Genomic DNA, 19,702 nt, shown 5'->3' with positions numbered 1-19,702 from the left:
AAGGATTTAGCGGATAAGGGTGCTTTTCGGTCTGGACTTCACCCGCCCGCTCCGGCCAGTTTGCGCGCCATGTGAAGGGGATCGTGATGCGTCGTGTTCTGGTCCAGCTTGGCGCCGTCGTGTTGATGGCGCTGCCGCTGGTCGCCTCTGGTGATGCTGCACCGCAAGTGGTGCTGGCGACGCCCGGCATGGGTGCCGGCGCGATCGAACGCTTCACGATGCGTTTTTCCGATCCGGTGGTTGCACTCGGTGATCCGCGCAGCCCGGCGCCGTTCAAGGCGGAATGTCCGGTCGGCGGCGCGGGGCGCTGGGTCGATCCACGCACCTATGTCTGGGATTTTGCCCGCCCGCTACCCGGCGGCGCCCGCTGCACGTTTCAACTGAACAACGGGCTGACCAGCATGGCCGGGGTGGCGATCGGCGGTCAGCGCCGGTTCGTCGTCGACGCAGGCGGTCCGCGCGTCCGGGCGGTGCTGCCCAGCCGCTACGGCGCCGACATCGACGAAGATCAGGTCTTCCTCGTTGCCGCCAACATGGTGCCGGACGCGGCCTCTGTCGCCGCCAACGCCTATTGCGCGGTCGACGGCATCGGGGAAAAGATTCCGGTCGACGTGCTGAAACCCGGCGTCGCTTCGGCGGTCATCGAAGGACTCGGCACCGAACGCTATCATGTCGCGGATTTCCTCGACACCGCCGGCCTGCCCGCCAGCCTGCCGAAAGAGGCGGACGACAAGGCTCGCGCGCTTGCCTCCGTGGTCGCGCTCAAATGCCGGCGGCCCTTGCCTCCCGGCCGAGACATGGCGCTGGTCTGGGGCGCCGGGGTCAGCTCCGCCGGCCGCCGCGCCGGCGCTGATCAGCGTTTCGATTTTACCGTCAGAAAGGCGTTCACCGCCCGGTTCGAATGCTCGCGGGTCAACCCGCAGGCCGGGTGCAGCCCGGTCGAGCAGGTATGGGTCCGTTTCAGCGCGCGGGTGCCGCGCGCCAGCGCCGAGGCGATCCGCCTGACCTTGCCCGGCGGCAAGGCGCTGACGCCGGTGTTCGATGAACGGGGGGCGCAGCAGGTCAGTGACGTCGCCTTCGCTGCCCCGCTTCCCGCCGCGACCACGGCGACGCTGACCCTGCCCGCCGGGTTGAAGGACATCAGCGGCCGGCCCCTCGCCAACGGTCAGCGTTTCCCGCTGACCGTGCGCTTCGACGAGGCGCCGCCGCTGGTCAAATTCGCCGCGCCGTTCGGCATATTGGAGGCGAAGGAGGGCGGCGTGCTGCCGGTCACCGTCCGCAATGTCGAACCGGCATTGCGCGGCCAGCGTGTCGGTATCTCCGGCGCTGCGCTCAGGGTCGGCGGGTCGGACGGCGATATCGCCCGCTGGCTGCGTGCGGTCGAAAAGGCGGGTGACAGCGACATCCGTCACGAAAAGCGCGGCGACGAAACGGTCGCGATCAACCACACCGGGGCGACGCCGCTGCTGTCCGGGGCCGACAAGGGTGAACCATTCTCGGTTGCCCTTCCCGGCAAGGGCAAGGCGTTCGAAGTCGTCGGCATTCCGCTCGCCAAACCTGGCTTCTACGTGGTCGAACTCGCCAGCCCGGCGCTCGGCCGTGCGCTGCTTGGCCGCAACGCGCCGCGCTACGTCGCCACCGGCGCTCTTGTCACCAACATGGCGGTGCATTTCAAATGGGGCCGTGGCGGCTCGCTGGTCTGGGTGACCGCGCTCGACAGCGGCAAGCCGGTGGCCGGGGCGGATGTGCGGATCACCAACAGCTGCACCGGCCGCACCCTCGCCTCCGGGCGTAGCGACGCCGGCGGGCGCGTGCTGGTGAAGGAAGGCCTGCCGGAACCGGATAGCTGGGGCAGTTGCGCGGACAGCAGCACCGTTCATCCGCTGATGGTATCGGCGCGGCTCGGCGACGATTTCAGCTTCACGCTCAGCGATTGGGGCAAGGGCATCCACCCCTATGACTTCGACCTGCCTTATGGCTGGCAGGCGCCCCGCAACATCCTGCACACCATTTTCGACCGCGCGCTGGTTCGCGCCGGTGAGACGATCGGCATGAAGCATGTGCTGCGCCGGCCAATCGCGACCGGTTTCGCGCATGCCCGGCCGCTTTCCGGCACGCTGCGGCTGATCCATCGCGGCTCCGGCACCGAATTCAGCCTGCCGCTGGCGATCGGCGCCGACGGCATCGGCGAAAGCAGCTGGTCGGTGCCGAAAGGGGCGCCGCAGGGCGATTACGATCTGTCGATCGTCACCGGCGCCGGTGGCACGCGCGAGGTGCTCTATACCTCGCAGTCGTTCCGCGTCGACGAATTCCGCCTGCCGACGATGCGCGCCAGCGTCAGCGGGCCGAAGACGGCGGCGGTCCGGCCGAAATCGCTGCCGGTCGACCTCTATGTCGGCTATCTGTCCGGCGGCGGCGCCGCCGGACTGCCGGTCAGGCTGCGCACCGCCTTCACCGAATCCGCCGCGTCGCCGTCGGGGTGGGAAGACTGGAGCTTCGGCGGCAAGGCGATCGTCGAAGGCACCCGCCCGCTCGACGGCGACGGCAATGAAACCGCGCCGTCGCTGCCGCCGGCGGCGACGTTGCCGCTGACCCTGAACGCGCAGGGGGCGGCGCGCAGTTCGGTCGACATCCCGGTCGCGATCGACACCGCGACGATGATGACCGTCGAAATGGATTATCAGGACGCGAACGGCGAAACGCTGACCGCTTCGTCGCGCATTCCGCTCTACCCCGCGGCCGTCCGGCTCGGCATCCGCACCGACGGCTGGCTGATGAAGGCGGACGATCTGCGCCTGCGCTTCGTCGTGCTCGATACCGAAGGTCGACCGGTCAAGGGCCGGCGGGTGACCGTCGCGCTGTACAGCCGCGAGATATTGACGGCGCGACGCCGGTTGATCGGCGGCTTCTACGCCTATGACAATCAGGCGCGGACAACCCGGCTCCCCGCCGCCTGCACCGCGACCACCGACGCGCAGGGCCTTGCCCGCTGCACGGTGGAACCCGGCACGTCGGGAGAGGTCTATGCGGTTGCCACCACCACCGACGCCGACGGCAATGTCGTGCGCGCCGTCCGTTCGGTATGGCTCGCCGGCGATGACGACTGGTGGTTCGGCGGCGACAATGGCGACCGGATGGACCTGATCCCGGAAGCGAAGGAATACAAGGCCGGCGCCACCGCCCGCTTCCAGGTCCGCATGCCGTTCCGTTCCGCCACCGCGCTGGTCACGGTCGAACGGGAAGGCGTGCTGTCCAGCTTCGTCACGGAACTGTCCGGCCGCAACCCGGTGGTGTCGGTGCCGATGCCCGCCGCCTACGCACCCGACGTCTATGTCTCGGTCATGGCGGTGCGCGGCCGGATTTCCGGCTGGCGGCTGTGGCTGGCCGATCTTGCCCGGCGCTGGAACCTGCCGTGGCTCAGCCGCGAAGGCGCGCGCCCGACCGCGCTGGTCGATCTCGCCAAGCCCGGCTACCGCCTCGGCATCGCCAAGGTGAAGGTCGGCTGGGAAGGGCATCGTCTTGCCGTCTCGGTCAAGACCGACAAGCCCGCCTATGGCGTCCGCCAGACCGCGATGGCGGACGTCAGCGTTCGCGATCCGGCCGGTCGCCCGGCGGCTGGCGCTGAAATCGCCTTCGCCGCCGTCGACGAGGCCCTGCTTCAGCTTGCGCCCAACCCCAGCTGGGACCTGCTCGACGTGATGATGGAGGAACGGCCGCTCTCGGTGCTGACCTCGACCGCGCAGACCCAGGTCGTCGGCAAGCGCCATTACGGCCGCAAGACGGCGGAACCGGGCGGCGGCGGCGGTGGTGACCTGTCGGCGCTGACGCGGGAAGATTTCCGCCCGATGCTGCTGTGGAAGGCGCGGGTGAAGCTCGACGCGAACGGCCGCGCCCGCATTCCGGTACCGCTGTCCGATTCGCTGTCGTCCTTCCGCTTCGTCGCGATCGCGACCGACGGCGCGCAGCTGTTCGGCACCGGTTCGGCCAGTGTCCGCACCACGCAGGATCTGTCCGTCTATTCCGGGGTGCCGCCGCTGGTCCGGGCCGGCGACCGCTTCGGCGCCACCTTCACCCTCAGGAACGGAACCGACAAGCCGATGACGGTGACGGCGAAGGTGGCGCTGGCGCCGCACATCGCCACCGGCCGGCCGCTGACCGTGACGATCCCGGCCGGCGGCGCCCAGGCGGTGACCTGGATGCTGACCGCCCCGGCCGGCGTCGATACCCTCGCCTGGACGGTGGATGCGAAGGCGCAGGACGGCAAGGCCGCCGACAGCGTGTCGGTCACCCAGGACGTCGTGCCGCTGCACCCGGTCGAGACATGGGCGGCGACGATCGTCCGCGTCGGCGAAGGCGGGACGATCCCGATCGCCGCACCGGCCGGCGCCATCGCCGGGCGGGGTGGGGTCGACATCCGTCTGTCCGCCTCGCTGGCGCCGCCGCTCGCCGGCGTCCGCGCCTATATGGAGGGCTATCCCTACACCTGCTTCGAACAGCAGATGGCGCGCGCTGTCGTGCTCGACGATGCCGGCCGCTGGAACCGGCTGGCCGGTGACCTGCCCAGCTATCAGGACAGCGACGGGCTGCTGCGCTATTTCCCGGTCGACGGGCTGCGCGGTTCGGAAGCGCTGACCGCCCACGTCCTGTCGCTCGCGGCGGAAGCGAACTTCACGATACCGGAGGGGCCGCGCGGGCGGATGGTGGAGGCGTTGCGCGCGGTCATCGACGGGCGCCTGCGGCATGAGGGGGATGGCGCGGGCGACCAGCGGCTGCTGCGCGTCTCGGCGCTCGCCGCGCTGGCGCGGCAGGGGGCGGCAACCCCGGCGATGCTCGGCCAGATCGGAATCGCGCCGCGTGAAATGCCGACCGCGCTGCTCGCCGAGTGGATCGCCGCGATCGATGCGATCCCCGGCCTCGTCAACCGGCAGGCGCTGCGCGCGCAGGCGGAAACGGTGCTGCGCACCCGCCTCGTCTACGAAGGCTCGCGGCTCGACCTCGTCGATCAGGCGCAGGCGCCGTGGTGGATGATGGTCGGCGGCGATGAAAGCGCGATCAAGGCGCTGATCGCCGTGCTCGGCCGCCCCGGCTGGCAGGATGACGGGCCGAAGATGATGATCGGCGTCGCCCAGCGCCAGCAGCGCGGCCATTGGGATACGACGCCGGCCAACGCCTGGGGGGCGGTGGCGGTGCGTAAATTCGCCCGCCTCTACCCGGCAACGGCGGTCGCCGGTACGACGACGCTGCGGCTCGGTGACAGCCAGTTGACCCGCGGCTGGCCGCAGTCGGCCGACGCCGGGGCGCTCAGCTTCCCGCTGCCTGCCCGGCCGACCGGGCTGACCATGGCGCAAAGCGGTGGCGCCGGGCCGTGGGCGCTGGTTCAGCTCCGCGCCGCCGTGCCGCTGAAGGCGCCGCTGTTCGCCGGTTACCGGATCGAACGCAGCGTCACCGCGATCGAACGCCGCAACCCCGGCCGGCTGACCCGTGGCGACGTGCTGCGCGTGCGCTTGACGGTGGAGGCTACCGCCGAACGCAACTGGGTGGTGGTCAACGATCCGGTGCCGCCCGGCGCGACAATCATCGGCGGGCTGGGCGGTCAGTCGGCGCTGCTCGCCGATGCCGCCGCCACGGCGGGGGAGGGGGTGCAGCCCACCTATGTCGAGCGGAGCCGTGACGCCTGGCGCGGCTATTTCGCCTGGGTGCCGCGTGGGCGCTTCACCGTCGAATATGCGGTCCGGCTGAACGGCGTCGGCGATTTCGCGCTGCCGCCGACGCGGGTGGAGGCGCTTTACGCCCCCGACATTCGCGGTCAGCTGCCGAATAGTGGGATGACGGTGACCGGAAAATGATGCCGCCGGCCGGCCCGCGCCGGCTTTCGACCCGCATCGCCCTCATCCTGATCGCGCTGGCGGCGGCCGGGCTGTTCGCGCTCCACGCGCTGACCTTCCCGCCGCCGCTCCCCGGCTATGCCGCCGTCCGCGCCGGCTGGCACCCGTCGGAGGCGTGGCTCTACGACCGCGACGGCCGGCTGCTCGACAGCATCCGCGTCGACTATCGCGCCCGCCGCCTCGCCTGGACGCCGCTCGCCGCGGTGGCGCCGGTCGTCCGCGAGACGATCGTCGCGGCGGAGGACCGGCGCTTCGCCCGCCATGGCGGCGTCGACTGGCTCGCTGCCCTGTCGGCGGTCCGCGCCCGGCTGGACGGGCGGCGCTCGCGTGGCGCCTCTACCCTGTCGATGCAGGTCGCTGGTTATCTGGCGCCCGCCCTTGCCGCGCCCGGCGCGCGCGGCTGGCTGGACAAGCTGCGCCAGATGCGCGCCGCCTGGGCGCTGGAAAGCGCGTGGAGCAAGGATCAGATCCTCGAAGCCTATCTGAACCTCGCCGGCTTCCGGGGGGAAAGCCAGGGCATCGCCGCCGCCGCGCTCGCCCTGTTCGGTAAGGCGCCGGACGCGCTCGGTCGCGCCGACGCGCTGGTGCTGGCGGCGCTGCTGCCCGATCCGCGCGGCTCGGCGGGCGTGGTGGCGCAGCGCGCCTGTGCGCTGGCGCCGGATGTCGATTGCGCCACGCTGCACGTCGCCGCCGTCGATGCGCTCGGCCCGGCGCGAGCGCTGGCGCTCGACCCCGGCCTCGCCCCGCATCTCGCCGTCCGGCTGCTGACCAGCGCGGGGATGAAGGTGACGACGACGCTCGACAGCCATGCCCAGCGCATCGCCATCGCCGCGCTCCGCCGTCAGTTGCAGGGCCTTGGCCCCACCCGGGTCCGCGACGGCGCGGTGATCGTCGTCGACAACGCGACCGGCGACGTACTCGCCTATGTCGGCGGGGTCGGCGGCGCTTCCACCGCCGCGCAGGTCGACGGCGCCGCCGCCTATCGCCAGGCCGGGTCGACGCTGAAACCGTTCCTTTACGCTCAGGTGTTCGAAAAAGGCTATCTGACCCCGGCGTCGATCCTCGACGACAGCCCGGTCCAGCTCGACACCGCCTCCGGTCTTTATGTTCCGCAGAATTACGATCGTGCGTTCAAGGGGCCGGTATCGGCCCGCACCGCGCTCGCCGGCTCGCTGAATGTCCCCGCCGTGCGCACGCTGCTGCTCGCGGGGGTGGAGGATTTTCGCGACCGGCTGTGGGACAGCGGCTATCGCGGGCTGACGGAGGACGGCGCCTATTACGGCTATTCGCTGGCGCTCGGCTCGGCGGAGGTGACGCTGCTTGAACAGGCGGCGGCGTTTCGCGCGCTGGCGCGGGGCGGGCAATGGGCGCCGCTGCGCCTGCGCGACGGCGATCCGCGCGGCACGCCCCGCGCCGTCTATTCCCCCGCCGCCGCGTGGATGGTCGGCGACATCCTGGCCGATTCCGACGCCCGCGCCCAAAGCTTCGGGCTCGATTCGGCCCTGCGTCTGCCGTTCTGGGCGGCGGCCAAGACCGGCACGTCGAAGGGCATGCGCGACAACTGGTGCATCGGCTATTCGGATCGCTTCACCGTCGCGGTCTGGGTCGGCAATCTTGAAGGCGATTCGATGCGCGCGGTCTCCGGCACCAGCGGCGCGGCGCCGGTCTGGCGGCAGGTGATGATGGCGCTTCACGCCGACCGGCCGGGCCGGGCGCCGCCGATGCCGCCGGGGGTGGAGGCGCGTCGTATCACCTTCGCCGCCAACCTCGAACCGGCGCGCACCGATTATTTCCTGAAAGGGACAGGGCAGGCCGCGCTCGCCGCCGCCCCCGCCGCTGCCCGCCGCCCGCGCATCGTCAGTCCGGTCGGCGGCAGCGTCTACGCGCTCGATCCGGACATCCCGCCGGATCGTCAGCGCCTGGCCGTCGCCGTGGCGGGCGAGGTCGCCGGCCACCGCCTGCTGCTCGACCGACGCGACCTCGGCCCCGCCGATTCCGGCATCCAGCTTCTCCCCGCCCCCGGCGCTCACCGCCTGCGTCTGGTCGACCCCGGCGGCCGCGCCGTCGACACCATCCTGTTCACCGTCCGCTGATGCTTCCCAGCCCCGCCGTGAACGCGCGCGCCCGCAGGCGGCGCGGCAATCTACCACCCCGGCGCCGGGGCGCGTCAGTCCGCGCGCCATGATGTTCGGGCTGGCGGTTATTCACGCGCCGCCGTTCCCGTTCTAAAGCTGTCCGATGGCTTCCGTTCTCCCCCGTCCGCTTTCCGCCCTGCGTTCTTTTCTGGAGATGGAGGCGGCCGGCGGCATCCTGCTGATCGGCGCGGCGGCGGCGGCGCTGGTCGTCGCCAATGGCCCCGCCGCAGCCGGCTATTTCGCCTGGCTGCACCACGAAACCGGGCCGGTCCTCGCCGCCGCGCTAGGGCCGATGACCGTCCATCTGTGGATCAACGACGCGCTGATGGCGCTGTTCTTCCTGCTCGTCGGGCTGGAGATAAAGCGCGAGTTCGTCGACGGTCAGCTCGCGCGCTGGGGCGACCGGATATTGCCGATGTTCGCCGCCGCGGCCGGCATGGCGGTGCCGGCGCTGGTCTACCTGCTGGTCACCGGCGGGGATGCGGCGCTGCATTCCGGCTGGGCGGTGCCCGCCGCCACCGACATCGCGTTTGCGATCGGCGTGCTTGCCCTGCTCGGCACGCGCGCGCCGGCATCGCTGAAACTGTTCCTGACCACCGTCGCCATCGTCGACGATCTCGGCGCGGTGGCGATCATCGCTATCGCCTATACCGCCGGGTTGAACCTGACGGCGCTTGGCGCGGCGCTGCTCGTCCTCGTCGGCATGGCGGCAATGAACCGGCTCGGTGTGCGCGCGCTCGCGCCCTATATGATCGGCTTTGCGCTGCTGTGGTTCGCCGTCCTCTCCTCCGGCGTCCACGCCACTGTTGCCGGGGTGCTTGCCGCCTTCACCATTCCGGTCGATCGCACCCCCGCCGCGCCGGACGCGGTCGATTCGCCGCTCCACCGCCTCGAACACGCGCTGCATCCGTGGGTCGCCTGGCTGATCGTGCCGCTGTTCGGCTTCGCCAATGCCGGCGTGTCGCTCGCCGGGGTCGGGCTGGAAACGCTGGCCCAGCCGCTGCCGCTCGGCATCGCGCTCGGCCTGTTCCTTGGCAAACAGGTTGGCATCTTCGCCGCCGTCCGCCTCGCCGTCGCCACCGGCATCGTCGCCATGCCGGCCGGGGCCAATTGGCGTCAGGTCCACGGTGTCGCGGTACTCTGCGGCATCGGCTTCACGATGAGCCTGTTCATCGGCGGCCTCGCCTTCGCCGACCCGGCCCATGCCGACGCGGTCAAGATCGGCGTGCTCGGCGGCTCGCTGCTCTCGGCGACCGTCGGCTTCCTGCTGCTCCGCTTTGCCCCTGTCGAAAGGACCGCCGCCTGATGCGCCGCTTCATGGACAGCCACCAGCTCGCCCACGCTCCGGCGCAGGAACTGCACAACGGCGCCTTCACCGCCCATGCCGAAACGCCGGCGCGCGCCCGCGACATCCTCGCGGCGATCGGCACGGCGGAACCGGCGACGGACCACGGCCTCGCCCCGATCGCCGCCGTCCATAGCGATGCCTATCTTTCTTTCCTCCAGACCGCCCATGCCCGTTGGCGCGCCGCCGGCCGGCCCGGCGACGTCGGCGGCTATGTCTGGCCGGTGACGCGCCGCCGCCCGCTTGCCCTCGACCGGATCGACGCGCTGGTCGGCCAGTTCAGCTTCGATGCGTCGACGCCGATCGCGGCGGGCACGTGGGACGGCGTTTATTGGAGCGCGCAGACCGCGCTCACCGCGCTCGACGCCGTGCTCGCTGGCGACCGCGCCGCCTTCGCGCTCTGCCGCCCCCCCGGCCACCACGCCGGGGCCGACTATCTCGGCGGCTACTGCTACCTGAACAACGCCGCCATCGCGGCGGAAGCGGCGACCGCCGCCGGCCGCCGCACCGCGATCCTCGACGTCGACTATCACCATGGCAACGGCACGCAGGACATCTTCTACGAACGCGGCGACGTGTTCTTCGCCTCGCTCCACGCCGATCCGCGTACCGACTACCCGTTCTACTGGGGGCATGCCGATGAACGCGGCGCCGGCGCGGGGGAGGGCGCGACGCTGAACATCCCGCTCCCCCACGGCACCGGCATCGCCGCCTATCTGGCCGCGCTCGACAGCGCGCTCGCCGCGCTTGCCGCCTTCGCGCCGGACCTGCTCGTCGTCAGCTTCGGCGCCGACACCTATGTCGGCGACCCGATTGCGCATCTGGCGCTGGAAACCGCGGATTTCACCCCGCTCGCCGCCCGCATCGCCGGTCTTGGCATCCCGACGCTGGTCGTCATGGAAGGCGGCTACGCGGTCGACGCCCTCGGCCTGAACGTCGCCGCCTTCCTCGCCGGATTCTGAGCACGAAAAAAGGGCGGCCCGTGCCCGGACCGCCCTCATTCTCGCGCATGTCGCGCCGGTTCAGATCTTGCCGGTCAGCTCCGGTACCGCCTTGAACAGGTCGGCGACCAGGCCGATGTCGGCGATCTGGAAGATCGGCGCGTCCTCGTCCTTGTTGATCGCGATGATCGTTTTGGAATCCTTCATCCCCGCGAGGTGCTGGATCGCGCCGGAAATGCCGATCGCTATGTAGACTTCCGGGGCGACGATCTTGCCGGTCTGGCCGACCTGATAGTCGTTGGGGACATAGCCGGCGTCGACGGCGGCGCGGCTGGCACCGACGGCGGCGCCCAGCTTGTCGGCCAGCGGCTCGATGATCGTCTTGAAATTCTCGCCGTTCTGGAGGGCGCGCCCGCCGGACACGATCACCTTGGCGCTGGTCAGCTCCGGCCGCTCCGACTTGGAGATTTCGGCGCCGACGAAGCGCGACAGCCCGGTGTCGCCGGTCGACGCCACCGCTTCGACGGTGCCGGATCCGCCGTCCTTCGCCGCCTTCTCAAAGGCGGTGGTGCGCACGGTGATCACCTTCTTCGCGTCGCTCGACTGGACGGTAGCGATCGCGTTGCCGGCATAAGTCGGCCGGGTGAAGGTGTCGGCGCCCTCGACCGACAGGATGTCGGAAATCTGCATCACGTCGAGCAGAGCGGCGACACGCGGCGCGACGTTCTTGGCGTTGGAGGTGGCCGGCGCGACGAACGCGTCATGGCTGCCCATCAATTCGACGATCAGCGGCGCGACATTTTCGGCCAGCGCATGCTCGAACGCCGCATCGTCGGCGACGTGAACCTTGCCGACGCCGGCGATCTTCGCCGCCGCATCCGCAACCCCGCCGACGCCCTTGCCGGCGACCAGCAGGTGAACTTCGCCCAGCTTCGCCGCCGCCGTCACCGCGCTCAGCGTCGCGTCCTTGACGGCGCCGCCTTCATGCTCAACCCAAACCAGCGTCTTCATGCGACCACTCCCAGCGCCTTCAGCTTCGCGACCAGCTCATCGACATCGGCAACCTTGGCGCCGGCCACCCGCTTCGGCGGCTCGCCGACGCTCAGCGTCTTCAGGCGCGGCGTAATGTCGACTCCGTAATCGGCCGGCGTCTTGGTCGCCAGCGGCTTGGACTTCGCCTTCATGATGTTGGGCAGCGACGCATAGCGCGGCTCGTTCAGGCGCAGGTCGGTGGTGACGATCGCCGGCGTCTTGAGCGCCACCGTCTCCAGCCCGCCGTCAACCTCGCGGGTGACGTTGACCGTATCGCCGTCAACCTCGACCTTCGACGCGAAAGTGCCCTGGCCCCAACCGAGCAGCGCCGCCAGCATCTGGCCGGTCTGGTTCGAATCGTCGTCGATCGCCTGCTTGCCGAGGATAACCAGCCCCGGCGCTTCCTCGCCCACGACCTTGGCGAGCAGCTTGGCCACGCCCAGTGGCTCGACCTCGTCGTCGGTCTGGATCAAAATCGCCCGGTCCGCACCCATGGCGAGGGCGGTGCGCAGCGTTTCCTGCGCCTTGGCCGGGCCGATCGAAACCGCGACGATCTCGCTCGCCACGCCCTTTTCCTTCAGGCGGATCGCTTCCTCGACCGCGATCTCGTCGAACGGATTCATGCTCATCTTGACGTTCGACAGGTCGACGCCGCTGCCGTCGGCCTTGACCCGCGGCTTGACGTTGTAATCGATCACCCGCTTCACGGGCACGAGAATCTTCATCTACGCTCTCCTACGATCCCCACCGGGGCGGGGGTGCCTTGCGCTCAGGCCGCCTTCACCTCGGCGACGATCTTCTTCGCCGCGTCGCCTAGGTCGTTGGCGGCGACGATCGGCAGGCCGGAGCCGGCCAGGATCTGCTTGCCCTGCTCGACATTGGTGCCTTCCAGCCGGACGACCAGCGGCACCGACAGATTCACTTCCTTGGCGGCGGCGATGATGCCTTCGGCGATGATGTCGCAGCGCATGATTCCGCCGAAGATGTTGACGAGAATGCCCTTCACCGCCGGGTCGGACAGGATGATCTTGAACGCCGCCGTCACCTTCTCGGTGGTGGCGCCGCCGCCAACGTCAAGGAAGTTGGCCGGGAACATCCCGTTCAGCTTGATGATGTCCATCGTCGCCATCGCCAGCCCGGCGCCGTTGACCATGCAGCCGATGTCGCCGTCCAGCTTGATGTAGGCCAGGTCGTACTTGCTGGCCTCCAGCTCCATCGGGTCTTCCTCGGTCTCGTCGCGCAGCGGCGCCAGGTCCTTGTGGCGGAAGGCGGCGTTGGAATCGAAACCAACCTTGGCGTCCAGCACCATCAGCTTGCCGTCGTCGGTCACCGCCAGCGGGTTGATCTCGATCTGCGCGGCGTCGGTGCCGAGGAACGCGTCATACACCTTGCCGGCCAGGCTCTGCGCCTGCTTGGCCAGGTCGCCGGTCAGGCCCAGCGCCTTGGCCACGGCGCGGCCGTGGTGCGGCATGAAACCGGTCGCCGGGTCGACGCTGAACGTGTGGATCTTTTCCGGCGTGTCATGGGCGACGGTCTCGATGTCCATGCCGCCCTCGGTCGACACGACGAAGGCGACGCGCCCGGTCGCCCGGTCGACGAGCAGCGCCAGGTAGAATTCCTTGGCGATGTCGACGCCGTCGGTCACGTACAGGCGATTGACCTGCTTGCCCTGCTCGCCGGTCTGGACGGTGACCAGCGTGTTGCCCAGCATTTCGCTCGCCGCGGTGCGGACCTCGTCGGCGGTGCGTGCCAGCCGCACGCCGCCCTTGGCCTCGGCCGGCAGTTCCTTGAACTTGCCCTTGCCGCGCCCGCCGGCGTGGATCTGCGCCTTCACGACATACAGCGGCCCGGGCAGCTTGCCGGCAGCGGCCACCGCCTCATCCACGCTCAGCGCCGCATAACCGGCCGGAACCGGTACGCCGAACTTCGCCAGCAATTCTTTCGCCTGATATTCGTGGATATTCATCTCGGCCGCACTTCCGCTCTGGTTGTTGGGGAGTCGCGAGCGGCTAAAGCATAGCTTGGCCGTCAAGGAAACCCCGTCGGCCCGGCCCGTGCCCTTCCGGCGCTTGCCGTTAGCCCCCGACCGCGCAGTGCAGCGCGGCGCGCCCGGTGACGGACAGGATGTGCGGGTCGTCCAGCGCGCGCAGCGCGTCCAGAAAGGCGGGCACCGAACGCGCCTGCCCGGCCTGCTTCAGCCCGCCGAGTCGGCGCAGCTGCGCCGTCGATAGCCGGTCGACCATCCGCCCGGCCATGCAGGTCGCGACGCGCGGCGACAGGCCGGCGTCGATCAGCGCGGACCGCACCCGCGATTCGGGCGACGCGCACGACGCGAGGAGAAGCAATGCCGCCAGCGAAAGCGCGCGCATCGTCACAAATCCTTGCGGTCGATCCACTTGCCGACCTGCGGCGGAATATAATCGCCGATCCGGTCGATCAGGTCGGCGACCGCCTCGACCTCGATCAGCATCGCGCGGTGTTCGGCACTCAGGAAGCCATGCGCGACGGAACTATCGAGAAAGGCGATCAGGTCATCGTAGAAACCGGCGGTGTTGATCAGCGCGCACGGCTTGGTGTGCCAGCCCAGCTGGCCCCAGGTCCACGCCTCGAACAGCTCCTCCAGCGTGCCGATGCCGCCCGGCAGGGCAACGAAGGCGTCGGCCTTCTCCGCCATCAGCGCTTTGCGTGCGTGCATGTTGGTGGTGATGTGCAGCTCGGTGCAGCCGGGGTGGGCCAGTTCGCGGTCGACCAGCGCCTGCGGGATCACGCCGATCACCTCGCCGCCGGCGGCGATCGCCGCGTCGGCCAGCACCGCCATCAACCCGATATTGCCGCCGCCATAGACCAGGCCGATGCCGGCCTCGGCCAGCTGGCGGCCCACCGCTTCGGCCGCGCCCGCGAAGGCGGGGTCGAACCCGCTGCTCGATCCGCAATAAACAGCGATTCGCATTATCTCGCCTTTCCTCCAAAGGGCGTCCGCCCGGCCAGGATGCGCAGCCGGTCGATCGGTGTCGACCGTCCGGCGTGAAAACGCTCGATAAGGCCGGTCGGCTGCCGATAGAAATGTTCAATGATCCGGTAGCGCTCCGCATCGGCGGCGCCGCGGAACAGCAGTGCCGCGATCTGGCGATAGGGACGGCGCGCCTCCCATGTCCGCAGCGCATGGGCGTGGAGCGCGTCGTGCAGCGCCGGGCCGGGCAGGGGGGGCGAATCCGCCACCCACGCCGCCAGCCGCACCGCATCGGGCAGCATCCGCCCGGTCGCCGGGTGGAACAGCCCGGCGCCGACCCCGGCCTTGGCGGTGCCGGCGCCGCCGGACTGCCAATAGGCGTCGAAATCGCCGTCGAGCGGCACCGGCGTCGCGCCGTGGCTTTCCCATTCGGTCGCCGCCCCGGACCAGCCATTTGCGGCCAGATAGGCATCCAGCCCCTCGGCATGGGCACCGCGGTCGGCGATGCGGTCGATCTGGTAACGGCTGTCGGCGATGTGCAGCCGGTCGGCGCTGATCGGCAGCACCGTAACCAGATGGCATCCGTCGCGCTGGTCGACTGCGGCGTCGACGATCACCGGTGCCGCCACCCCGTGCGGGCCGGGGGTGCGGACGGCGCGGGTCAGGCCGGTGCGCCAGCCGATGCCGAGCAGGCTCAGGTCGCCGGCGCCGCGCGCGTCGATCACCCCGCCCGCCTCGATCAGGCTGCCTTCGGCCAGCGCGACCTGCGTCGCCGACACCCGCACCGCCCAGCTGTCGATCCGCGCTTCGGCGGGCAGCATCCGGTCGAGCGCGACGGCGAAGTCGCCGCCGGCGACGGCAAGCAGCCGCACGCCCAGCGCCCGCCGGTGGGCGGGAAACACGACGCGGTAACCGTTCCAGCTTCGGGTGACGAACGGCTCGATGATCCACCGGTCGGCGGCGGCGATGTCGTTGGCGAAGCAACTATGGACGACCTCGCTGTCGTCCGCGCCGCCGGGGATCAGCGCCACCGCCAGTTCCGGCCGCCGCACGTGCAGCGCATAGGCGATCAGCCCGGCCGCCGGGCCGCAGCCGACGATCGCCAGGTCGAACCGACGGGTCAGGGCAGCGGCGCCACCCGCAGGGTTGCGGCGGGGGCATCCTTGACCAGGGGTGTCGCCTGCCAGCGGATCGTCCGGCGCCCGCCGGCTTCGCTCGCGCCGTCCTCGTTGTTCTGGCTGACGATGGCGGCGTCGGTGTCGAGGGTGAAGGTTCCGTTCAGCTTGTCGGCGCTGTCGCGCATACCCGGCATCCCGCCGGTCTTGTCGGCGGCATTGGCAAATCCCGGCGCTTTCACCCGCACCATGTCCTTGCCGCGCAGCTCGACGACCAGGAACGGGAACACCACCTCCGCGTCGCTGTTGAACGGGTAGACGAAGCCGTGGTTCAGCGTGCCGGAAATCGCGTAATCTATCAGGAACTTACCGTTACCCGCGTAGGACACGGACCGGTAACCTGCCTCCTTCGCCAGCGCGGCCGCCATCGCCCTGCGCTTGGCCTCGGTCTCCGCCTTCGCCGCCGGATCGGGCTTCCCCTCCTTGCCCAGCTTGCCGGCGTCCGGCCCGTCGCTGGCATAGACTTCACCCTGATAAGCAAAGGCGAAACTGCGGTCGGCGTTGATCGTCAGCCGCGCCGTGAATGTCCCCGGCGACAGCAGGCAACCCATCAGCAACAGCGGCGCGGCCAGCGCCAGCGCAATGCGGAACAGCGGCGCGGTCATCGGCTTCGCCCCCCTCAGCGTGTCGTCACCGCGTAGAGCGCGACGGCCGCCGCGTTCGACACGTTCAGGCTTTCTATCTTCGGGCTGATCGGAAGTCTCGCCCGCTCGTCGCAATGGACGGCGCTGTTGTGGCGCAGCCCCTCGCCCTCGGCGCCCAGCACCAGCGCGATCCGGGCCGTGCCCATCACCTCCGCCAGCGTCGCCTCCGCCTCGCCGGTTAGCGCGATCCGCCAGAACCCGGCCTCGGCGATCTCGTCCAGCGCCCGCGCCAGGTTGACCACCCGCGCCCACGGCACAATCTCCAGCGCGCCGGACGCGGACCGGGCGATCGTGCCCGATTCGGGCGGGGCATGGCGGTCCTGGGTGACGATGCCGAGCGCGTCGAACGCCGCGGCAGAGCGCAGGATGGCGCCGACATTGTGCGGATCGGTTACCTGGTCGAGGACGAGCAGCGGCCGCCGGTCGTCCCGCCCCTGGTCGAGCAGCTCCGACAGCCAGATGTCCTCCAGCGGCTCGACTTCCAGCACCAGCCCCTGGTGCGGCGCCTCGCGCGGCACCAGCCGGCCAAGGTCGGCGCCGTCGGCATAGGTGACGGGCAGGGCGGGCGGCAGCGCGACGCGTGCCAGCGCTTCGCGCGTGCCCCACAGGTGGATCGCCCGCCGCGCCGGATTGGCCAGCGCGGCAAGCACGGCGTGGCGCCCCCAGAAACGGGGACGGCCGCCCTGCGGCTTCGATGGTCTTTGGCCCTTGCGCATCGCGCGCTTCTGGCGCGGAGCACCCCGCCGATGCAAGCGCCATAACGCCGTGCCCGCATTGACAGGCGCGTTGCTCTTCGCCATTGAGCCGCCTCCCGGACAGGTGGCCGAGTGGTTAAAGGCAGCAGACTGTAAATCTGCCCGCGTGAGCGTACGCTGGTTCGAATCCAGCCCTGTCCACCACGCGCCGTTTCACAAACGGCCGGTGGCTCCCGAAAGACCCCGAATCGCAGCCGCTGCGGCGGCGTCGTCCACTTGTGACCGGGCGCGGCGGCCCCTGTCTCACATCGGGACAGGGGCGGTAAATTCACCCTGACCCGTCCGCATGGTTTCTCACGCCTTAATGATTGGCGGGGGCGCTCGGGCCTTCATGCCAGGTCATGGAGTGTAGGGGATTCTCATGCGTAATCTTGGCAAAACCATCGTCATGTCGGGTGTCGCCGCCGCTTTCGGGGTCGGTCTGGCGCCAGTCGAAAGCGCGCGGGCGGAATATTTCGTCCGGCCGGTGCTGCAATATTACGGAGGGATGGAAGACGGCCTGTCCATCAACGATCTCACCAGCAACTCGGCGACGTTCAACGACGGATTCACCCGGCTGGAGGCGTATGTCGACCTGGGGCAGGGGACGATAAAGACCTATCTGGAAATGAACGGCCCGACCGACGTGTTCGGCGGCGCCACCGGCGTGATGCGCGACCGGATCGTCTATACCGGTGACAGCGCCACGCCAGTCAGCTTCCGCTACGAATATGACAGCGAGATTTTCGCCGACCAGCTATTTACCGGAACGCCGCCGGACTTCGAAACCCGCTATATCGGCATCGAGGCGCATTTCGCGATCTACGAAGCCGGATCGAACGCGACGTGGAAGGACTGGACGCTGTTCGGTACCCATTCCGCCGAAGCACTCTTCGTCGACTACGAAATCGCAACCTTCCAGAACGAGCCGGACAATTTCTACACCTTCTTCAACGGCGCACTTGGCGGTGACCTCTATCTCACTTCCGGTAAGGCCTATGACGTGTTCGCCGCGTTCAACCTGATCGCCACGCCGGGGACGCTTGTCGGCTCGATCACGATGAACTCGCTCAATACGAGCACGATCAGCATCGACGCGCCGGGTGGCAGCTTCACCTCCGAATCGGGCCAGTTCCTCGGCTTCGCCCAGACGCCGCAAACCGGCGCCGTGCCGGAACCGGCGACGTGGGCCTTGCTGATCGCCGGATTCGGGCTGGTCGGCGGCGCGCTCCGCAGCCGGCGGCGGATGAGCGTCTGCTACGCCTGATAGATGTGGAACGGTACTTGGGGCGCCGCCGGCCTTTGGGCTGGCGGCGTTCCTGTGTTAGCGCGCGGCCGCCATCGCGTTTCGTGCGGCCCGGTCTTCCGCGCGGCGCGGCAATTGGCACGGAAGTGCAACTATTCCTGTTGCCGATCATTACCGAAGATCGACTGCGTGGGAGAATATGACATGAATGCCAAATTCGCATGGGCCGCCCTGCTGGGATCGGCGACTTTGCTGGGCGGCTGCGTCGGCGACGGCGGTTACGACCGTCCGGGCAACGCCTATCGCAGCTATGACTGGAACCGGCCGGACCCGAGCTACAACGGCTATAATGCCGATCGCTATTATCGCGAAGGGCCACGCTATCGCGAACGGCGGCTCAACCGCAGCGAGCGCGTCTACCGCGGGCAGGATGGTCGCTATTACTGCCGCCGCAACGACGGCACCACCGGCCTGATCGTCGGCGGCATCGCCGGCGGCGTGCTCGGCAACATCATCGCGCCGGGCGGGTCGGAAACGCTTGGAACCATCCTCGGCGCCGCTGGCGGCGCGCTGGCCGGACGGGAGATCGACAAGAGCGGCGTCCGCTGCAAGTAACCGCCAGTGCCGGAAACGGAAAAAGGGCGCTTCCCCTTTACCGGGGGGAAGCGCCCTTTCCTGTTTAATAGAAGAAGTCGTTGATCACATCGACGACATAGCCGGTGCGTTCGTCGATCAGCAGCGCGTCGTTATAGTAACGGATCCACCGATAGCCGTAGCCGGCCGGCGGCAGCCGGTAATACCACGGGTCGTTGATCCAGTAATTGGACGCAAAGAACATCGCGTCCAGATAGATGCCGATCGACGGGCGCCGGTAACCGTAACCCCAGCCGCGCGGCGCATAGTAGCGCGGCATGCGGTAGATATTCCGGTTGCGCGCGCGATAGCGCTGCCAGTCGTAGCGCCGGTCGTTGCGCCAGCCGCGATCCCAGTTGTGCTGGCGCCGGTCCTGCCAGTTTCGGCCGTTATGCAAGTTACCGCGATCCTGCCAGTTGGACCGGTCACGGTAATCGCGCCGATTGTCGTCGCGGCGGTTGGTGTCGCGGATATCCGGCCGACCCTGTCGCCAGTTGTCGGGGCGTTGGTTCCGCGCGTCGGGCCGGCGCGGCTGGTCGACCCGCTGGCCGTCGCGCAGATCAGGCCGGTCCTGGCGCCAGTTGCCGCGATTCGGGTTTGTCACCGGCCGGTTGATCCGGGTGTCGCGTTGCTCGGCGCGCGGATCGGGCCGCGCATTGTCACGCAGGTCGCCGCGGAACCCGCGCCGTTCGCCCGGCGTCTGCACCCGCATCTGCGCCGGTGGCTGCCGCTGTGCGTCCGGGCGCGGCTGCGTGCGCACCGCCCGATCGCGGAATTCGGCACGATTTGGTGTCTGGGTCTGGCGCGGGGCAGCCGGGGTTGCACGCTGTGGTGCCTGCCGGTGGCTCTGGCTCGCCTGCCCGCCGCCGCGCCACCCGCGATTGCCGTCCTGCTGGCCGCGCTGGGCCAGCGCCGGGGTCACGGCGGTGGCGGCAAGCAGCAGCCCGATAATGAGTCTCTTCATGACCTTTCTCCTCCACCG

15 protein-coding genes and 1 tRNA gene are annotated in these 19,702 nt (G+C 69.5%); 7 read left to right on the top strand and 9 right to left on the bottom strand.

Annotation, left to right across the window (positions count from 1 at the left end; all coding sequences use genetic code 11):
• Positions 1 to 86 precede the first annotated feature (86 nt).
• From ACMT1E_RS12745 to ACMT1E_RS12730, 4 genes are all read left to right on the top strand, one after another.
• Positions 87 to 5,846, top strand: coding sequence for an alpha-2-macroglobulin family protein (locus tag ACMT1E_RS12745; RefSeq protein WP_414900691.1), 5,760 nt, complete (start codon positions 87 to 89; stop codon positions 5,844 to 5,846).
• A complete protein-coding gene (gene pbpC / locus ACMT1E_RS12740) occupies positions 5,843 to 7,978 on the top strand; it encodes a penicillin-binding protein 1C (protein ID WP_414900690.1) in 2,136 nt (711 codons plus the stop codon). Before ACMT1E_RS12745 ends, pbpC begins: the two co-directional genes overlap by 4 nt.
• Before the next feature lie 145 nt (positions 7,979 to 8,123).
• The gene (nhaA, locus tag ACMT1E_RS12735) at positions 8,124 to 9,326 is read left to right on the top strand and encodes a Na+/H+ antiporter NhaA (protein WP_414900689.1); all 1,203 of its coding nucleotides are present in this window, start codon (positions 8,124 to 8,126) and stop codon (positions 9,324 to 9,326) included.
• Positions 9,326 to 10,327, top strand: coding sequence for a histone deacetylase family protein (locus ACMT1E_RS12730; protein ID WP_414900688.1), 1,002 nt, complete (start codon positions 9,326 to 9,328; stop codon positions 10,325 to 10,327). Before nhaA ends, ACMT1E_RS12730 begins: the two co-directional genes overlap by 1 nt.
• A gap of 60 nt (positions 10,328 to 10,387) precedes the next feature.
• On the opposite strand, the gene ACMT1E_RS12725 is transcribed toward ACMT1E_RS12730, so the two are convergent.
• From ACMT1E_RS12725 to rlmB, 8 genes are all read right to left on the bottom strand, one after another.
• Positions 10,388 to 11,317, bottom strand: a complete 930-nt coding sequence (locus ACMT1E_RS12725; RefSeq protein ID WP_414900686.1) for an electron transfer flavoprotein subunit alpha/FixB family protein — start codon at positions 11,315 to 11,317, stop codon at positions 10,388 to 10,390.
• The gene (locus tag ACMT1E_RS12720; protein ID WP_414900685.1) at positions 11,314 to 12,063 is read right to left on the bottom strand and encodes an electron transfer flavoprotein subunit beta/FixA family protein; all 750 of its coding nucleotides are present in this window, start codon (positions 12,061 to 12,063) and stop codon (positions 11,314 to 11,316) included. The genes ACMT1E_RS12725 and ACMT1E_RS12720 overlap by 4 nt, the downstream gene beginning before the upstream one ends.
• A 44-nt stretch (positions 12,064 to 12,107) precedes the next feature.
• Complete coding sequence (sucC, locus tag ACMT1E_RS12715; protein WP_414900683.1) at positions 12,108 to 13,304, bottom strand: ADP-forming succinate--CoA ligase subunit beta; 1,197 nt, start codon at positions 13,302 to 13,304, stop codon at positions 12,108 to 12,110.
• A gap of 109 nt (positions 13,305 to 13,413) precedes the next feature.
• The gene (locus ACMT1E_RS12710) at positions 13,414 to 13,707 is read right to left on the bottom strand and encodes a hypothetical protein (RefSeq protein ID WP_414900682.1); all 294 of its coding nucleotides are present in this window, start codon (positions 13,705 to 13,707) and stop codon (positions 13,414 to 13,416) included.
• A 2-nt stretch (positions 13,708 to 13,709) separates the two neighbouring features.
• The gene (locus tag ACMT1E_RS12705) at positions 13,710 to 14,288 is read right to left on the bottom strand and encodes a TIGR00730 family Rossman fold protein (protein WP_414900680.1); all 579 of its coding nucleotides are present in this window, start codon (positions 14,286 to 14,288) and stop codon (positions 13,710 to 13,712) included.
• Entirely contained in the window at positions 14,288 to 15,340 is a 1,053-nt protein-coding gene (crtY, locus tag ACMT1E_RS12700; protein ID WP_414900678.1) for a lycopene beta-cyclase CrtY, read from the bottom strand. Before crtY ends, ACMT1E_RS12705 begins: the two co-directional genes overlap by 1 nt.
• A gap of 68 nt (positions 15,341 to 15,408) precedes the next feature.
• Positions 15,409 to 16,068: a hypothetical protein gene (locus tag ACMT1E_RS12695; protein ID WP_414900677.1), complete on the bottom strand. Its 660-nt coding sequence runs from the start codon at positions 16,066 to 16,068 to the stop codon at positions 15,409 to 15,411.
• Positions 16,069 to 16,082: 14 nt separating this feature from the next.
• Complete coding sequence (rlmB, locus tag ACMT1E_RS12690) at positions 16,083 to 16,823, bottom strand: 23S rRNA (guanosine(2251)-2'-O)-methyltransferase RlmB (protein WP_414900676.1); 741 nt, start codon at positions 16,821 to 16,823, stop codon at positions 16,083 to 16,085.
• Positions 16,824 to 16,920: 97 nt separating this feature from the next.
• Here rlmB and ACMT1E_RS12685 point away from each other — a divergent pair.
• The 3 genes from ACMT1E_RS12685 to ACMT1E_RS12675 all read left to right on the top strand — a co-directional run bounded on the left by ACMT1E_RS12685 (position 16,921) and on the right by ACMT1E_RS12675 (position 18,702).
• Positions 16,921 to 17,006 (top strand) — tRNA-Tyr (locus ACMT1E_RS12685).
• 217 nt (positions 17,007 to 17,223) lie between these two features.
• Positions 17,224 to 18,108 carry a PEPxxWA-CTERM sorting domain-containing protein gene (locus ACMT1E_RS12680; RefSeq protein ID WP_414900675.1) on the top strand — a complete coding sequence of 295 codons (885 nt, stop codon included), beginning with the start codon at positions 17,224 to 17,226 and terminating at the stop codon, positions 18,106 to 18,108.
• 183 nt (positions 18,109 to 18,291) lie between these two features.
• The gene (locus tag ACMT1E_RS12675) at positions 18,292 to 18,702 is read left to right on the top strand and encodes a glycine zipper 2TM domain-containing protein (RefSeq protein WP_414900674.1); all 411 of its coding nucleotides are present in this window, start codon (positions 18,292 to 18,294) and stop codon (positions 18,700 to 18,702) included.
• Between the two features lie 64 nt (positions 18,703 to 18,766).
• Here the strand turns inward: ACMT1E_RS12675 and ACMT1E_RS12670 are convergent, their stop codons facing one another.
• Complete coding sequence (locus ACMT1E_RS12670; protein ID WP_414900673.1) at positions 18,767 to 19,684, bottom strand: RcnB family protein; 918 nt, start codon at positions 19,682 to 19,684, stop codon at positions 18,767 to 18,769.
• Positions 19,685 to 19,702 lie beyond the last annotated feature (18 nt).

This window comes from Sphingomonas flavalba, from assembly GCF_047553045.1.
In the GTDB taxonomy this organism is placed as follows: Bacteria; Pseudomonadota; Alphaproteobacteria; order Sphingomonadales; family Sphingomonadaceae; genus Sphingomonas_L; species Sphingomonas_L flavalba_A.
This window is presented reverse-complemented; position numbering and strand designations above follow the sequence as displayed.

What these genes read in the sequence shown, in the direction of transcription:
- ACMT1E_RS12745 (WP_414900691.1), top strand. Translation starts at nt 87, where the DNA reads ATGCGTCGTGTTCTGGTCCAGCTTGGCGCCGTCGTGTTGATGGCGCTG.
- pbpC (WP_414900690.1), top strand. Translation starts at nt 5,843, where the DNA reads ATGATGCCGCCGGCCGGCCCGCGCCGGCTTTCGACCCGCATCGCCCTC.
- nhaA (WP_414900689.1), top strand. Translation starts at nt 8,124, where the DNA reads ATGGCTTCCGTTCTCCCCCGTCCGCTTTCCGCCCTGCGTTCTTTTCTG.
- ACMT1E_RS12730 (WP_414900688.1), top strand. Translation starts at nt 9,326, where the DNA reads ATGCGCCGCTTCATGGACAGCCACCAGCTCGCCCACGCTCCGGCGCAG.
- ACMT1E_RS12725 (WP_414900686.1), bottom strand. Translation starts at nt 11,317, where the DNA reads ATGAAGACGCTGGTTTGGGTTGAGCATGAAGGCGGCGCCGTCAAGGAC.
- ACMT1E_RS12720 (WP_414900685.1), bottom strand. Translation starts at nt 12,063, where the DNA reads ATGAAGATTCTCGTGCCCGTGAAGCGGGTGATCGATTACAACGTCAAG.
- sucC (WP_414900683.1), bottom strand. Translation starts at nt 13,304, where the DNA reads ATGAATATCCACGAATATCAGGCGAAAGAATTGCTGGCGAAGTTCGGC.
- ACMT1E_RS12710 (WP_414900682.1), bottom strand. Translation starts at nt 13,707, where the DNA reads ATGCGCGCGCTTTCGCTGGCGGCATTGCTTCTCCTCGCGTCGTGCGCG.
- ACMT1E_RS12705 (WP_414900680.1), bottom strand. Translation starts at nt 14,288, where the DNA reads ATGCGAATCGCTGTTTATTGCGGATCGAGCAGCGGGTTCGACCCCGCC.
- ACMT1E_RS12695 (WP_414900677.1), bottom strand. Translation starts at nt 16,068, where the DNA reads ATGACCGCGCCGCTGTTCCGCATTGCGCTGGCGCTGGCCGCGCCGCTG.
- rlmB (WP_414900676.1), bottom strand. Translation starts at nt 16,823, where the DNA reads ATGCGCAAGGGCCAAAGACCATCGAAGCCGCAGGGCGGCCGTCCCCGT.
- ACMT1E_RS12680 (WP_414900675.1), top strand. Translation starts at nt 17,224, where the DNA reads ATGCGTAATCTTGGCAAAACCATCGTCATGTCGGGTGTCGCCGCCGCT.
- ACMT1E_RS12675 (WP_414900674.1), top strand. Translation starts at nt 18,292, where the DNA reads ATGAATGCCAAATTCGCATGGGCCGCCCTGCTGGGATCGGCGACTTTG.
- ACMT1E_RS12670 (WP_414900673.1), bottom strand. Translation starts at nt 19,684, where the DNA reads ATGAAGAGACTCATTATCGGGCTGCTGCTTGCCGCCACCGCCGTGACC.